The sequence below is a fragment of the Streptomyces sp. NPDC058985 genome (assembly GCF_042740985.1).
Lineage (GTDB): Bacteria > Actinomycetota > Actinomycetes > Streptomycetales > Streptomycetaceae > Streptomyces.
Window position 1 is genome coordinate 21,906 of record NZ_JBHYJX010000013.1, and the last position, 15,270, is coordinate 37,175.

Genomic DNA, 15,270 nt, shown 5'->3' on the forward strand with positions numbered 1-15,270 from the left:
CGCTCCCGGCAGCGGGGACGTCAAACGCCGTCCGCCTCCCACCCGCCCCTCACCCCCTCAGTCGTACCGGAAGCCTCTGCACGCTGTTGCCCACGAACGAGGCGTGGCGCGGCAGTTCCGGCTCCGGGACCGCGAGGTCGAGGGTGGGGAAGCGGGCGAAGAGCAGCTCCAGGGCCGTGGTGCTTTCCAGGCGGGCCAGGGGTGCGCCCATGCAGTAGTGGGTGCCGTGGCCCAGGGAGAGGTGGCGGGACCCGCCGGTGCGGGTGATGTCGAAGCGCGCCGCGTCCGGGCCGTGGACCCGCGTGTCGCGGCCGGCCGCCGAGTAACCGGCGAGGACCGGGGTGCCGCGAGGGATCACCGTGCCGTCCAGGGTCAGGTCGCGGGTCGGGTAGCGGAACGGGAAGTAGCTGACCGGGCTGTCCCAGCGCAGGGTCTCCTCCACGACGTCCGACCAGCTCGCCTCACCGGAGCGGACCAGGTCGAGCTGGTCCCGGTGGGCGCACAGGGCGCGTACCGCGTTCGTGATCAGATTCAGGGTCGTCTCGTGCCCCGCGATGATGGTCAGCATCAGCGTGCCGATCAGTTCGTGCGGGCTGAACCGGTCGCCGCTCTCCTCGCGGGCAGCGATCAACGCGCTGGTCAGGTCGTCCCCCGGGGCGGCCGTCCGGGCGGCCGCGACCGCGCTGAGCACCTCCACCATCTCCCGGTTGGCCGCCATCGCCTCGGCCGGACCTATGTCCGTGGCCACGATCTGGTTGGAGAGCTCGTGCAGCCGGTCGTGGTGGGCCTCGTCCACGCCCAGCAGTTCGCAGATGACGCCCATAGGCAGCGGCAGCGCGAAGTGGGCGCGCAGGTCGACGACGCCGTCCTCGTCGGCGGCCGTGTCCAGGCCGTCGAGCAGGTCAGAAGTCAACTCCACTATGCGGGGACGGAGTTCCTCGACCCGGCGGGTCGTGAACGCCTTGCTCGTCAGCGACCGCAGCCGCCGGTGGTCGGCGCCGTCCGCGGTCGTCATCCCCTGCACCGTGGCGAACGTCTTGAGCGGCCAGCCGTCGGGGATCTCACCGGCCTGGAGCGCGGTGAAGTGCTGTGCGTTCTTGGCGACGTCGGGGTGCGCGAGGAACTCCTTCAGCGCGTCGTGGCCCAGCACCGCCATCCCCCGCACCTCGCCGGGCAGCACCACCGGGGCCACCGCGCCCCGGGCCAGCAGTCGGGCGTTGGCTGCGTGCGGGCAGCCCCCCGCAGGGTCCAGCCGGTGCGGACGGTCGGCCTCGGGGTTCACCGGTGACGTGTTCAACAGGGCTCCAGGTCTTCGGAGGGACGGGGCGGACAGACGAGGGACGAGCCCTGGTCGGGTCAGTGGGGGAGGGGCTGCCATGCGGGGGTGACAGCTCCGGTCGGCTGAGGGGGCACCGGGCCCCGCGGCAACTGTGGGGAGGTGAAGCGCACGGGCAGCGTGCCGAGGCCCTTGCTCCAGGGCGAGTTGATCCACTTCAACTCGTGCTCCGGGACCGCCAGTTCCAGATCGGGCAGGCGGTGCCGGATGGTGTCGACCGCGGTCCGGGTGATCAGCCGGGCCGGGTCCTGGGCGGGGCAGGTGTGCGGGCCCGCGCCGAACGCCAGATGCGAGCGGTTGCCGACGACGGGGGCGCCGCCGGCCGGCAGGACCTCCGGGTCCGCGTTGGCCGCCGCCAGGCCCAGGATCAGCATGTCGCCCGCCCGGACGTCCTGGCCGCCGAGCCTCATGTCACGGGTGGCGTAGCGGGCCGGGAAGTTCTGGGTGGGCGGGAAGCGCCACAGGACCAGGTCGAGCGCGTCGTCCACACCGAGGTGGCCGCCGCTGAGCGAGGAGCGCAGCGCGGGGTCGCAGAGCAGGATGCGCAGCGTGGTGGCGATCCAGTTCACCGTGGTCTGGTTGCCCGCGACGAACATGACCACCAGGTTGTGCAGGACCTCCTCGTCGGTGAGCCGCGCCGGATGGTGCAGCAGCGCGGAGACGATGTCGTCGCCGCGCACCCGTCGCTTCTTCTCGATCAGCCCCTGCAGGACGGCGCCCATCCGGCGGCTGGCGTCCCGCGCCCCGCTGGTGGCGGACACCAGCCCGGCCACCGCCTCCACCAGCTCACGGCCGGTCCGGTCGTCCACCCCGAGCAGCCCGGCGATCACCCGCATCGGCAGCGTACGCGCGTACGCGGCGACGAGGTCGGCCTCGCCGTGCGCCGCGAACCCGGCGATCAGGCCCTCGGCGGCGGCCCGGACGCCGCGGCGCAGCTCGTGCCCGTTGATCCCGGCCAGCGCGTCGGAGACGGCACCCCGCATCCTGCGGTGCTGCTGCCCGTCGGCGAAGAGCAGCGCGGGGCGCCAGCCGACCATCGGCAGGATCGGCGAGTCGGGCGGCACCCGGCCTTCGCGCAGCAGGCTCCACCGGCGCGGATCGTGCGAGAAGTCCTGTTCCTCGCGGGTGAGCCGGAGCAGTTCGCGGTGGCCCAGGACCAGCCAGGCGTCGACGCCGGGAGCGAGGGTCACCGGCGCCACCGGGCCGTGGGCGGCGCGCAGTCGCTCGTACAGGGCCGGCATCGTGTTGCCGTCGAGGCCGGGCCCGTACAGTGCGGCCGGCGTGCCGGGGGTGCCGGACACGGGGCAGCGGGCGGCAGGCCCGGCCGTGGGGTGCGGCATGCTCATGAGGACTCCGTGGCGACGTGGATGAGGTGACGGACCAAAGCGATCAGTGCCCGGACCGACGAGGCCCGGTCCCGTGCGTCGCAGGTCACCAACGGGGTACCGGGCAGCAGGTCGAGCGCCGTACGGATGTCGTCGGCGGCGTACCCGGGGCCGTTCGGGAAGACGTTGACGGCGACCGCGAAGGGCAGGTCCAGGTCCTCCAGGTTGCCCAGTGCGTCGAAGGAGGCAGCCAGGTCCCGGGTGTCCACCAGGGCCAGCGCGCCGAGCGCCCCCTTGGCCAGGTCCTGCCAGGCCGGCAGGAACCGCTGCTGGCCCGGCGTGCCGAACAGGTACAGGACCAGGTCGCCGTCGATGGTGCGCCGGCCGAAGTCGAGGGCGACCGTGGTGGTCTTCTTGCCACCGTCCCCGGTGTACGGGTCGACCCGGACGCCCGCCTGGGTCATCGACGCCTCCGTGGAGAGCGGTTCGATCTCCGACACCGTACCGATCAGCGTCGTCTTGCCCACTCCCAGGGGGCCGACGACCAGGATCTTCGCCGCGCCCGACACGGTCGAGTCGAGGTACTTCCCGCCGCCCGCCGCGGGCGGCGCCCCGGCCTCGGACAGGGTTTCAGAGGCAGCTTTCGAGACCATGGAGGACCTTTCTGAGCATGGTCACATCGGCGCGTTCGGCCGGCGGGATGGGTGGGCGGGTCACGATCAGCCCCCACCGGAGGAGATCGGAGAGCAGCACCTGTGCGACCGACGGCGGCTGGCCGAGGTGAGCCGCCACCTCGGCGACCGAGATGAGCCCCTCGCAGTGCGCCAGAATGGCGAGGTGCTCGGGCTGGAGGGTGGCGGGGAACGCCGAGTCCGCCGCCATCACCAGGGACTCCCAGGACAGCGGCTCGCCCTCGGACTCCGTCCGACCGCGTGTGATGACGTACGGGCGGATCGCCGAGGCCCTCGGTACCTCAGGCCGCTCCGTCATGACGTCGCGGCGGCCTCGTCCCTGGGCAGGCTGCTCAGGTGCGCGCCGATCTTCGCCACCAGCAACTGCATCTGATGGGCCACCAGGCCCATGTCGGCGTCCGGATCGGTGGCGACCCCCAGGTGCGCGCCCACCCCGGCGTGAGTGAACAGCACGAACCCCTGGTCGGTCTCCAGCATCAACTGGCGGGTCGCCGCGCCCCGCCCGAACAACAGCGCGCTGGTGGACCGGCCCGTCATGGTCATCGCCGCGCAGGCCGCCGAGAGCGACTCCGCGTCGGCGACGCTCAGGCTGGCCACCGGCCCCGAGAGGTCCTCGGCCGAGGCGTGCCCGAGACGCAACCCGTCCTCGGACACCACCACGGCGTGCCGGACGCCGGGGATCTCGGTGAGCGGGCGCAGCATCCACCCCAGGTCGGGGAGTCGGGTGATGATTCCGGTCACGGTCTGCCTCCGGCTTTCTCGTGCGGCTTACTGGGCAGGGACGGTCCGCCGTGCGGGGGCGAGGCCTCCTCGGTGCCGGCGTCCGCGTCGACGGCCGCGCGGCCGCGCCGCGTCCCGGAGACCACGCTGGTGATGGAGGCGCGGGCGGCCTCCGGCGTCCAGGGCTCGGGGGCGGCCTCGGGCAGCCGGTCGGGCGCCGAGTGCCGTGGGGCGGTCGCGGCCCGGCCCGCACCGCGCCGGCTGCGCCGTCGGGGCAGGCCGGCCGTCACCGGGGCGGGTGCGGCGGCCGGCTCCCGCGCGGCGTCCTCGCGTCCGCCCGCCACGGGCACGACGGGCACGGCGGGACCGACGCGCTCGGCCGGTTCGGCCGGGCCGATCGGTTCGGCCGGTACGGCCGGTTCCGCCGCCGGGCGGCGGTGTGCCGCGGGCCTCGGCAGCGGGTCGGTCAGCAACTGGAACGGTACGAACATCACGGCCCGGGTGCCGCCGTACGCCGAAGACCCGCTCAGCTCCACGTTGAAGCCCAGCTCCCGGCTCCAGCGCCCGACACAGGCCAGGCCGAGCCGGGGCACCGCACCCAGGCGGGTCAGGTCCAGGTCGTCGCGCAGCTGGCCGAGGGCCTGTTCCAGGACGTCCGGCGGCATCCCGAGCCCGGCGTCGTCGATCTCGACGACCGCACCGGCGCCGACCTCCCGCACGCTGACGACGACGGGCGAGCTGGACGGCGAGAACACCGTGGCGTTCTCCAGGAGTTCGGCGATGGAGTGCATCAGCCCCTCCACCACCGGGGGTATCGCGTACAGGGTCTGTCCCCCGTGCACCTCGATCCGGCCGAATTCCACGATCCGGGACTGGGCGCCCCGCACGCAGTCGTAGAGCGAGACCGGCCGGGTCTCCCGGCGGGCGGGCCAGATGCCGCACATCACCAGCAGGGTCTGCGCCTTGCGGGTCATCTGCGAGGCGGCGTGGTCGGCCTTCATCACGTCCGCCATCAGACGCGGGTCCTCGATGGAGCGCTCGACCTCGTCCAGGACCTGCTGTTGCACGGTCGCCATCACATGCATGGTGCGCGCCACGGATTCGAAGGCGGTCTGCACCGAGTCGCGCAGGGCGCGTTCGCGGTGCACGGCCGCGTCCGAGCCGAGCGCGACGACGACCGAGTCCAGTGCCCGGGCGAACTCCTCGCCGGTCTCCGCCGCCGATGCCAACGGCCCCGGTACGTCCTCCAGTTGCTGCCCGGTACGCAGCCGTTCGGTGATGGCCGGCACGCGTACCGCGGCCAGGTGCGCCACCTCGGAGCCCCGAGCGGTGGACACCGCCGCCTCCCGGGCCCGGTGGGCGCGTTCGGTGGACAGCCGCCGGGTGAGGATCACCACGAGGGCGATCAGCAGGACGACGGCCGCGGCACAGGCTCCCGCGAGGGTGCGGTGCCGCTCGGCGTCCGCGGCGACGGCGGCCCACCCCGCACCGGCGGCGACCGTCAGGGCGACGGCCCATCCGGCGACGGCGACGGCGGCGTCGGCACCGCTGGCGCGCTCCGGGTTCCGTAACGGCCGGCTCACCGCAGTGGTCCTGAAGCGACGACCCTGCGAACACCGGTACCAGCCACGAGAAGTGAACCTTTCACGACACGTCGAACCCTCGGTTTGAGGGCCGGGATCACGCGAAGCGTAGGCCAACCGGTCGAAATTGTTGAGACACCGATCCGTTTCAGTCACACCGGACGGCTGGGAATGGCGCGTTGACGCCCCTGCGCCCGCCCCCTGCGCATTCCTTCGACGTCCCTGTGGCCGACCCACGGCGGGCCTCACCATCGGGCGGAACCGGTGTCCACGGCCACGCTGGTCCGCCACCCGGGCCCGCGGGAGGCCGGTCACCGCCCATTCCCCGGCAGACCGGGGCGCCCACCCCTCTTCCGGGACGCGGCCCGTGATGTCGGTGCCGCCCTCTACGGTGGAGATCGCCGATGCCGCCAGGGCGGTGGGGAGGGACGACAGGCGTGCGCAGGGTGCCACCGGAGATGTTCCGGTTCACGACGGGGGAGAAGGCCGACCTGTACGGGGCGGTGCTGGACGCCTTCGGCGTGGCCGGCGAGCACCTCGAAACCACGCTGGGGGCCGACGCGGTGCGCGAGCGACTGCGTCTGGTGGGCTGGATGGCGGACGTCGACGACGGGGAACTGCACGACGTGCTCGCCCGGCTCGTGAAGTGGGAGCTCCTCGACGTCGTGCACAACCACGCGGAGAACTACCGTACGGCCGAGGAGTACGAGCGGCGCAACCTCCAGTACTCGCTGACCCGCCGGGGTGAGGCGGCCCTCGCCGGAGTGCGGCACGCGCTCGAGGTGCTGGCTTCCACGGGGGCGCTGCAGACCGCGGTACTGGAGGCCATCGCCGACCGGCTGGACGAGCTGAGCCTGCTGTCCGGCGAACCCGCCTCGGCCGACCGGCGGATCTTCAGCACGCTGCGCGAGCTGGAGGGGCATCTGGAGGCCCTGGTGGAGAACACCAAGGCGTTCAACGGCGAACTGCAGCGCCTCCTGCGCGCCGAGGGGGCGGACCTGGAGGTGTTCCGCGAGGTCAAGGCCGCCACCGTCGCGTATCTCCAGGAGTTCCTGGTCAACCTCGACCGGCGCGGGCAGGCGGTCGCCGCCGCCGTGGCCCGGGTGGAGGAGCGGGGGACCGCCGTGCTGCGCGAGCGGGCCCTGCGCGGGGCCGAACTGCCCCCGGTCGCCGGTGAGGACCCCGCGGCCGGCTGGCTGGAGAGCAGGCGGGCGCGCTGGGCGGGCCTGCGGGCGTGGTTCCTGCCGGACGACGGGGCACGCCCCCGGATCGAGCAGCTGCACGACATCGCCCGGCGCGCCATCGTCTCGCTGCTGCAGGTACTGGAGCGGATCAACGAGTCACGGCGCCGCTCCTCCAGCGCCGTACAGGACCTCCGCGAACTGGCGCGCTGGTTCGCCGCCGCCCCGGCGGAGGAGGACCTGCACCGGCTGTGGTCGGCAGCCTTCGGACTCGGCCCGGCGCGCCACGCCCACCTCGCCCACCCCGACCCCGAGTTGATCCCGTCGTCCCGTTCCTGGTCCGAGGCCCCGCCCGTGGAGGTGTCGGCGCTGCTGCGGACCAGCGGACGGACCGAGCGCTTCACCCGCACGGCCAGGGTGCGGGACGTCGCAGCGGTCAGGGCCGAGCGCGCGGGGCGGGCCCGCGCGGAGCGGGCGGAACTCGCGCGGGCCTGGCAGGCGTTGCAGACGGACGGCCCCGTGCGCCTGTCCTCCTTCGGCACCCTGGATCCCGCCGTTTTCGAGCGGCTGCTCGACCTGGTGGGCCGGGCCCTGGCCGCCCGGCCGGACACGTCCGGCTCGCGGCGCGCGACTACAGGGGACGGCCGGGTGGAGATCGCACTGTCCCCACCTCCCGACGAGCGCACCGCCGTACTGCGCACGACGAAGGGCACACTCGCCGGACCGGACTACGTCGTACTCATCACAGCGGCCGGCGCAGTGAGTCCCCTCCCACAGCCGGGCACCGCACGGCGGGAGGCAGCCGGATGAGCACCCTCGCCAACCAACTCGCGGCAGCGGAGCGGGAACAGGTCGCCCGCGCCATCCGTCTCCTGCTGGTCCGGCCCCTGCTGACCGAGGACACCGACCCGGCCGGCTTCGAACTGGTACGCCGCCGTCGCGAGCCGCTGGCCCAGTGGTTCGACTACACCTGCGGCTGGAGCCTGGTGGTGGAACCGCGCCGCGGCTACGCCCGCCTCACCAAGGTCCGCGCCGACCCGGACGGCACCCGGCCGGCCCGCAGGGCCCGTTCCGGCCGGGCCCCGTTCGACCGACGGCGATACGTGCTGCTGTGCGTGACCGCCGCCGAGCTGCTGTCCATGCCCATGACGACCATCGGCATGCTCGCCGACCGTGTCGTGCAGGCCACGGCGGCCGACCGGGCGCTGACCGCGTTCGACCCGGTGCACAAGCCGGAGCGCATGGCGTTCGTCGACGTCCTGAAACTGCTGGAGTCGTACGACGTGCTGAGCGCGGTCGACGGGACCACCGAGGCGTACGTCGAGTCGGCGGAGGCGAAGGTGCTCTACCGGGTGGACACCACGCTGCTGATGCGGCTGCCCGCAGCGCCCGTCGGCGCCTCCCGGCTCGCCGTACGCCCGGGCGAGGTGCCCGCGCGGTTCGGGGAACTCCTCACCGGTCTGGTGCGCGAGCGCCGCTACGGCGGCGCGGTCCCCGACGGCACGGCGGACGAGGCGTACGGCGAGCGGGCCGCCACGGACGCGCAACGCAACCTGATGCTGCGCCACTCGGTGCTGCGCCGCCTCTTCGACGACCCCGTGCTGTACCGGACGGACCTCACCGACGACGAGCTGGCCTACGTCACCTCCCTGACCGGACGTCAGATCCTGCGCCGCTCGGTCGAGCAGGCCGGTTTCCTGCTGGAGGAACGAGCCGAGGGGTTCCTGCTCGTGGACCCGGACGGGCTCGCCACCGACGTCCGCTTCCCCGACGACACGTCCACCGCCCGGGTCGCAGCTCTGCTCCTCCTGGAGCCGCTGTGCGCCGCGCCCAGCGGGCTGCTGCCCGAGCAGCTCGCCGAGGCCGGAGCGGACCTGCTGCGGCGCTTTCCGCGGTGGGCCAGGGCGTACCAGTCCGAAGACGGCGCGGCCCGGCTCTCCGACGACGCCGTACGCGTCCTGCGGGACGTCGGCCTGGCCCGCCGGACCGGGGGCCGTGTCGTCGCGCGCCCGGCCGCATACCGCTACCGCCTGACACGGACGACGACTCCGGACCGGGACGACAAGCCCGGACCGGATGGGGACGCTCCCCGGGCGGCAGGCGATACGGCTGCCGAGGGCGACGTGGCAGAAGGAGACGAGCAGTGAGCGTGACAGAGCTCCCCTTCCCCCGGCGGCCGGAGCCCACCGAACCGGCCGCGGCAGGGTCCGCCCGGGCGGTGGACGCCACCGGCAGCCGTTGGCGGCCCCACCGTGCCGGCATCCTCAACGTCTGGCGCTACTACGACGAGACGTTCACCTTCCACCAAGGCCGCCTGCTGCTGCGCGGGCAGAACGGCTCCGGCAAGTCCAAGGCCCTGGAACTGCTGCTGCCGTTCCTCTTCGATGCCAGCCTCCGCCCCAACCGCCTCTCGACCTTCGGCGGTTCCGAACGCACCATGCACTGGAACCTGCTGGGCGAGGGAGCCTCAGGCAAGACCCGCGTCGGATATGTGTGGATGGAGTTCCGCCGCGTCGGCGACGACGGCACCGAGCGGTGGTTCGGATGCGGGGCGCGCCTGCAGGCCAGCGTGCACACCAGCACGGTGCACGCCGACTACTTCACCACCGGCTCCAGAATCGCCCACCCCGGCGGTGTGCTCCTCGTCAACGACGCGGGACAGCCACTGACCCGGGCCGCCCTCGCCGAAGCCCTGCGCGACCGAGGCGACGTCCATGCCTCGGCCACCGACTATCGCACGGTCGTACGGCGTGAACTCTTCGCGGGGATGGGGGAGCAACGCTACGAGTCGCTGCTGTCCGCGCTGCTCCAGCTGCGTCAGCCCAAACTGTCGGAGCGGCTCGACCCGTCACTGCTCTCCACTCTGCTCTCCCGTGCTCTGCCCCCGCTGGGCGAGGCCGAGATCGCCGAACTCGCCGAGGGCTTCGAGCGGCTCGACCGGCAGCGCGAACACCTCAAGCGGCTGGACGACGAGGTGACGGCCGCCGAGACCGTCGCGTCCCGGCAGCGTGCCTACGCGCGGCGGGTCCTGCGCGCGGGTTCCGCCGCGCTCGTCTCAGCCACGACCGAGCTGGACAACCTCACCCGCGTCGCCCGCCGGAGCGCCGAGGAACTCGAACAGGCGCTGGCGGAACGCCGGTCGACCCAGGCCCGGCGCGAGGAACTGGAGTTGCGCGCGCACGCGCTGGACGAGACCGTCGAGGGCCTGCGCGAGAGTGACGCGTACCGGCAGGGCGAGGAACTCGACCGGCTCCGCCGACGCGCCGAAGAGGTGGCAACAGCCGCCGAGAGGCAGCGATCCGCCGCTCAGGCCGCTCAGGTCCGGTCGGAGGAGGACCAGCGGCACGCCGAGGAGGCGGCGGACCACGCCCGCACACTGGGCGAGCACGCGCGCGAAACCGCCGGGGAGGCACACCGGGCGGCTCGGGCAGCAGGGCTGGAGTCCATCCACCACGAGGTGAGGACGGTCCTCGACGCGGCGGAACCCGCGGTGGCCCTCCTCCGCACCCCGGGACGCGACCAGGGCGGAGTCCCGCGCACGACGGCCGGGAACGGAGCACGACAGGCCCGTCGACTGGTGCGCGGCGCGGACACCGCCCGACGGCAGCAGGTCACCCTCGTCACCGAGGCGATCGACGACCACGATCGCGCCGTAGGCGACCGGGGCGCCGCCGAGGAACTGCTGGACCAGGCCCGCACCCGCCTCGCGGAGGCGATCGCCCGGCGGGACGAGGCGTCCGCCGCCTGGGACGACACCCTCGCCGCACAGGTGGAACGCCTGCTCGCCTGGGTCGAGGACTGCACGGAACTGCGCGTCACCGACCTCGACCGACTCGCTGCCGCAGCAGCGGCCGAGGCCGAGGTGACGGCCCTGACCGAAGCCGCCGCCCGCCCGCTGGAACAGGAGATCGCCACGGCGGAGGCCACCACCCGGGCCGCACGCCAGGGTCTGCTGGACGAGCGGAGCCAAGTGGAGGAGCGGCTACGACGGCTGAGCGGTGAAACCGACCTGCCGCCTGCGCCCCCGCCCACCCGCACCGCCGTCCGTACGGCGACGGCGGGAGCGCCCCTGTGGCGATTGGTCGCCTTCCGGGAAGGCGTCCCGCTCCTCGTTCAGTCCGCGGTGGAGGCCGCACTGGAGGCGTCGGGTCTGCTGGACGCCTGGGTCAGTCCCTACGACGGAATCGCGCTGCCGGGTCACGACACGCGCGCCGAGGCAGCCCTGGCCGCGACAGCCCCGGAGCCCAGCCTGCTGGAGGTGTTGAGGCCCGAGGAAGACATCCCCGTCCCGGCCGGCACCGTGACCCGCATCCTCGCAGGCATCGCCTACGGACCCACTCTGCCGGGCGGGCACCCCGCGGCCGTCTCCGCCGACGGCGCCTGGCGTCTCGCGCTCGCCACCGGCACCTGGAGCAAACCGGAGCCGGCCCACATCGGCGCCCTGGCGCGTCAGCGCGCCCGGCAGCGCCTGATCGGCGAACTGAACGACCGTATCGGCGAGACGAACGCCTCCCTCGCCGCACTCGACGACCGGCTGCGCGGCCTCGCCGCTCGCCGCGCCCGGCTGGACGCCGACCGCGCCGCCCGACCCGACCACCGGGAACTCGACGCCCGGCGGCGTGACCGGGACCGCGCGGAGGACACCGTGGCGGCTCGGGACGACGCCGTGCGTGACGTCGCCGGACGACTGGCGCGGTGCGAGAGGGAGGTGGCGGTCGCTCTGCGCACGCTCGACCGACGAGCCGCCGAACACGGACTGCCCACCGACCGCGCCCGGTTGCGTACGCTCTCCGACGCCATCGACAGGTTCCGGGACACCGCCGACAGCTGGGTGGACGCCCGGCTCGCCGCGACCGCCGCCACCGACCGGGCCCGCCAGCGGGCCGTCCAGGCCGACCGATCGCGCCGGACCGCAGAGGAACGCACCGAGGAAGCGGCCGCCGCCGAAGCGGAGGCAACGGGCCTGACAGCGCGCCTGGAGGCAGTGGAAGCCACCGTCGGCGCGGACTACCGGCAGATCGTCGCACGCCTCGCCGAGGCGCGCGCCGAGCTGCGCCGCTGCCGAGAGGAGGCCGGCCGGACCGCCGAACTCCTGCTGCGCCTGGAAGGACAGGTCGGAGCAGTGCGGGCCACCAGCGGCCAGGACGCCGCACGACGGGAACAGGCCGTCGCGACCAGGGACGCGGCGGCGCACCGGTTCCGGCACCTGTGTCTGGCCGGGCTGGCCGAGGACGCCGGCATCACACCGGAACTCGACGCCGCGGACGGCACCAAGGCCACCCTGGAGGCCGCCCGCGCCACAGCGGCGAAGTGGCCGGACCTCCCGCACGCCCCACGCAACCTGGGCGACGCCGCGACCCGCCTGTCCGAAGCGGTCCACGAGGCCCGCCAGCGCCTCGGCACCCGTGCCGACCTGGACCTGGAACCGGACGACGACATCCAGCTGTTCACCGCCACCCTGGACGGCGTACGCGTGGGGGCGACGGGCCTGCTCAGCACGCTCACCCAGGAGCGCGACCGCAGCCGGGACGACATCACGACCGCCGAACGGCACCTGTTCGACCAGATCCTCACCGGCGACATCCGCCGCCACCTCGCGGCCCGCATCCGCCAGGCCGGCGAACTCGTCGACCGCATGAACGGGCACCTGGAGCGGGTCCGCACCGCCTCCAACGTCGCCGTCCAACTCGTCTGGGACGTCCGCCCGGACCTACCGGACAGCACCCGCACCGCCCGTCAGCTGCTGCTCAAGGACCCCGGCCGGGTCACCGAGAGCGACCGGGAGGCGCTGCACGTCTTCTTCCGCGCCCGCATCGAGGAGGCCAAGGGCAGTGAGACGGCCGCGAGCTGGGAGGAACAGCTCGGTGAGGTGCTCGACTACACCGCCTGGCACCGCTTCACCGTCCGCCTCGACCGGGCGAACGGGACCGGTTGGCAGCCGCTGACCAAGAAGCTGCACGGCGCGCTCTCCGGCGGGGAGAAGGCCATCGCCCTGCACCTGCCCCTCTTCGCCGCCGTCGCCGCCCACTACGAGGCCGTGCCCCTGGCGCCCCGGCCGATCCTGCTGGACGAGGTCTTCGTCGGAGTCGACACGGTCAACCGCGGACAGGTCTTCGCGCTGCTCACCGCCCTCGACCTGGACCTCATGGTCACCTCCGACCACGAATGGTGCACCTACGGCGAACTGCCCGGCATCGCGGTCCACCAACTCCTCACCGGCGGGGACGACGACGCGGTCACCAGCGCCCGCTTCGTCTGGAACGGCGTCGACCTGGAGGTGGAATGACCAGCACCGAAGCGACGGTCCCCACGGGACCGGCCCCGGGCGAGGCCACCCTGCGCCGCCCCGAACTCCGCCCCCTCTGGGACACGCTCCACAGCCGCCTCTCCTCCGGCCGCCCCGTCACACGGGTGCGCCTCGGACCGCTCGACGACACCCAGCGCGAGGCGCTCGCCGACCTCCTGGGCCTCGACCGTCTGCCGGACGCACGTCCCTCCGTCCCCCTGGCCCGCCTGGAGGAGGCCGTCACCGAACTCTCCGGCCGCACCGTACGAGAAATCGTCACCGAGCTGGTCGGCCCTCTCGGCGACAGAGCCGGCGAGCGGCGCCGCCAGAAGGACGAGCGGGCCCAGCTGTGGACCTGGCTGGCCGAGCACGAGACGGTGAGGGCCCAGCCGGTGCTCTCCGACTGGGCAGCCTCCTGCCGGGCAGCCGGCGTTATCGCCGGCTCGGCGGAACACACCCGTACGCTGCTCACGGACGCCCTCAAGGTGCTCGCCGAACTGCCCGGCCGGGCAGAACCCCTGCCCGTCTTCGCCGCCCGGGTCCTGAGCGGCCGGGCGCACGCACTCGACGACGGCACACCCCTGTCCGCTCTCGTCCTGCGCGCTTTGGCGACCCTGTACGGCACCGCCCCTGCGCAGTCCGCCGCGCAGCGGCGCGCCCTGTGGACCCGCGCGGGAGTCGCCGACGACCAGCTGTCCGCCACCGTTCTCGTCGGCGGTCTTCGCCCGGCCGGCGACGGTCTGCTCGCCCGGATGGCCACGGCGTGCGCGGAGGCCGGCCAGGCCGCCTGCCTGACCCTCGCCCACGTCCGGGACCCGGGCGAGTTCATCCTTTCCGAGGCCCCCGCACCCGTCGTCCACGTCGTGGAGAACCCCAGCGTCCTGGCACTGGCCCTACGCCGCTTCGGGCCCTGCTGCCCGCCGCTCGTCTGTACGTCCGGCTGGCCCAACAGCGCCGCCGTCCAGTTCCTGCGCATGCTCGCGGACCACGGCGCGGTTCTTCGCTACCACGGCGACTTCGACGGAGAAGGCGTCCGCATCGCCGCCTACGTCCTGGACAAGACGTCGGCGCGTCCCTGGCGCATGACGGCAGCGGACTACCGTGCCGCGGTCGCCCTCAACCCACGCGGTCCGCAGCCGGGGCGCATCACCGAAGCGCCCTGGGATCCCGACCTGGCCGAGGCCATGGCAGAGCACGGCATCGCCGTGGTCGAGGAACTGGTGGCGGACGTGCTGCTCAAAGACCTCGCAGGTACGGCTCAGCAGAGGCGTCGCCCGTTCGGAGCGGCCGCAGACACACGCTGAACTGCGGCTTCGGCGTTCGGGTGGGTTGCTCGACCTGCGGCCGTCAAGTGGCGTCGGAGCTGCGCGCGGTGAGGATGCGGACGGTGCGTTGACCGGTGTGTCCGTCGCGGCCGTGCCAACAGCGGTAGTTGTCGAGGACCAGGATGTCGCCCTCGTCGAGCCGGAAGCGGGGGAGGGACGGTTCGATGGCGTGCACGGCTTCGGTCAGGCGGGCGAGTTGGCGGGAGATGTGGTCGCCGTCGGGGTCGCGGTGGATCGGCACCGCTCCGTCGGTGCGGCGAACGATGCGGCGTCCGGTACGGGTGAACTCGACGTGGCGTCCGATCCTGGGGACGGCGGGCAGTCCGCGCAGGTCCGCCCAGGCGCCGTACAGGTCGACGTCGGTGGTGGTGAGGAAGGTGTGCAGCGTGGGGTCGGTGGTGGCGAGGTCGTTGACGAACGCGTACGCGTCCAGTGCGAAGGAATCGCCGCCCTCGGGTGCCGGGCGGGCGCACTGGACGAGGACGTGGTCCTCGTCGGGGTGGCGCCTGCGGTGGGGGACTCCGCCGATGTCGACGACGATGTCGAAGCTGTCGGCGTGCAGGTGGACGGGGTTGCCCGGGTGCGAGGTGCGGACCCGTTGCGGGTACAGCTCGCGGAGTCGGTCGCCGACGACCTGGGCCGCGGCGATCACCAGGGCGTCGGGTGTGTTCCCGTGGCCGGTGAGGATCACGGCCCCGTCGCGGGCGAGCAGTTCGCGTGCCGTGCCGGGGTTCCCGTGCGGGACGCGGCCGGGGGTGATGCCCGGACCGGAGGTGGGGTGCGGGCGGTGGGTCTGAGCGGGTGCGTGCATGGCTCCAGGCT

11 protein-coding genes are annotated in these 15,270 nt (G+C 73.6%); 4 read left to right on the plus strand and 7 right to left on the minus strand.

The window, feature by feature from the left end:
- Positions 1–49 precede the first annotated feature (49 nt).
- The 6 genes from ACFW01_RS14440 to ACFW01_RS14465 form a co-directional block, all read right to left on the minus strand.
- Positions 50–1,297 (minus strand): cytochrome P450, encoded by a 1,248-nt coding sequence (locus ACFW01_RS14440; protein WP_384503776.1) that lies wholly within the window; start codon positions 1,295–1,297, stop codon positions 50–52.
- Positions 1,298–1,356: 59 nt separating this feature from the next.
- On the minus strand, positions 1,357–2,682 hold the full coding sequence (locus ACFW01_RS14445; RefSeq protein WP_234958554.1) for a cytochrome P450: 1,326 nt from the start codon (positions 2,680–2,682) through the stop codon (positions 1,357–1,359).
- Complete coding sequence (locus ACFW01_RS14450; protein WP_382808385.1) at positions 2,679–3,230, minus strand: ATP/GTP-binding protein; 552 nt, start codon at positions 3,228–3,230, stop codon at positions 2,679–2,681. Before ACFW01_RS14450 ends, ACFW01_RS14445 begins: the two co-directional genes overlap by 4 nt.
- 61 nt (positions 3,231–3,291) lie before the next feature.
- The gene (locus ACFW01_RS14455; RefSeq protein ID WP_234958555.1) at positions 3,292–3,651 is read right to left on the minus strand and encodes a DUF742 domain-containing protein; all 360 of its coding nucleotides are present in this window, start codon (positions 3,649–3,651) and stop codon (positions 3,292–3,294) included.
- Complete coding sequence (locus ACFW01_RS14460; RefSeq protein ID WP_234958556.1) at positions 3,648–4,094, minus strand: roadblock/LC7 domain-containing protein; 447 nt, start codon at positions 4,092–4,094, stop codon at positions 3,648–3,650. Before ACFW01_RS14460 ends, ACFW01_RS14455 begins: the two co-directional genes overlap by 4 nt.
- Positions 4,091–5,656, minus strand: coding sequence for an ATP-binding protein (locus ACFW01_RS14465; protein WP_384503779.1), 1,566 nt, complete (start codon positions 5,654–5,656; stop codon positions 4,091–4,093). Before ACFW01_RS14465 ends, ACFW01_RS14460 begins: the two co-directional genes overlap by 4 nt.
- A 437-nt stretch (positions 5,657–6,093) precedes the next feature.
- Here ACFW01_RS14465 and ACFW01_RS14470 point away from each other — a divergent pair, with 437 nt between their 5' ends.
- The 4 genes from ACFW01_RS14470 to ACFW01_RS14485 are packed head-to-tail and all read left to right on the plus strand — an operon-like array spanning position 6,094 to position 14,427.
- Positions 6,094–7,647 (plus strand): TIGR02677 family protein, encoded by a 1,554-nt coding sequence (locus tag ACFW01_RS14470; protein ID WP_384503781.1) that lies wholly within the window; start codon positions 6,094–6,096, stop codon positions 7,645–7,647.
- Complete coding sequence (locus ACFW01_RS14475) at positions 7,644–8,984, plus strand: TIGR02678 family protein (RefSeq protein ID WP_384503783.1); 1,341 nt, start codon at positions 7,644–7,646, stop codon at positions 8,982–8,984. The genes ACFW01_RS14470 and ACFW01_RS14475 overlap by 4 nt, the downstream gene beginning before the upstream one ends.
- Positions 8,981–13,123 carry a TIGR02680 family protein gene (locus tag ACFW01_RS14480; protein ID WP_384503785.1) on the plus strand — a complete coding sequence of 1,381 codons (4,143 nt, stop codon included), beginning with the start codon at positions 8,981–8,983 and terminating at the stop codon, positions 13,121–13,123. Before ACFW01_RS14475 ends, ACFW01_RS14480 begins: the two co-directional genes overlap by 4 nt.
- Positions 13,120–14,427 (plus strand): TIGR02679 family protein, encoded by a 1,308-nt coding sequence (locus ACFW01_RS14485; RefSeq protein WP_384503787.1) that lies wholly within the window; start codon positions 13,120–13,122, stop codon positions 14,425–14,427. The genes ACFW01_RS14480 and ACFW01_RS14485 overlap by 4 nt, the downstream gene beginning before the upstream one ends.
- A gap of 43 nt (positions 14,428–14,470) precedes the next feature.
- On the opposite strand, the gene ACFW01_RS14490 is transcribed toward ACFW01_RS14485, so the two are convergent.
- The gene (locus ACFW01_RS14490) at positions 14,471–15,259 is read right to left on the minus strand and encodes a TauD/TfdA family dioxygenase (protein WP_384503789.1); all 789 of its coding nucleotides are present in this window, start codon (positions 15,257–15,259) and stop codon (positions 14,471–14,473) included.
- Positions 15,260–15,270: the final 11 nt, after the last annotated feature.

Bases quoted from the DNA above. Each gene is read 5' to 3' on its own strand.
- ACFW01_RS14445 (WP_234958554.1), bottom strand. From the start codon at position 2,682: ATGAGCATGCCGCACCCCACGGCCGGGCCTGCCGCCCGCTGCCCCGTG.
- ACFW01_RS14475 (WP_384503783.1), top strand. From the start codon at position 7,644: ATGAGCACCCTCGCCAACCAACTCGCGGCAGCGGAGCGGGAACAGGTC.
- ACFW01_RS14490 (WP_384503789.1), bottom strand. From the start codon at position 15,259: ATGCACGCACCCGCTCAGACCCACCGCCCGCACCCCACCTCCGGTCCG.
- ACFW01_RS14485 (WP_384503787.1), top strand. From the start codon at position 13,120: ATGACCAGCACCGAAGCGACGGTCCCCACGGGACCGGCCCCGGGCGAG.
- ACFW01_RS14455 (WP_234958555.1), bottom strand. From the start codon at position 3,651: ATGACGGAGCGGCCTGAGGTACCGAGGGCCTCGGCGATCCGCCCGTAC.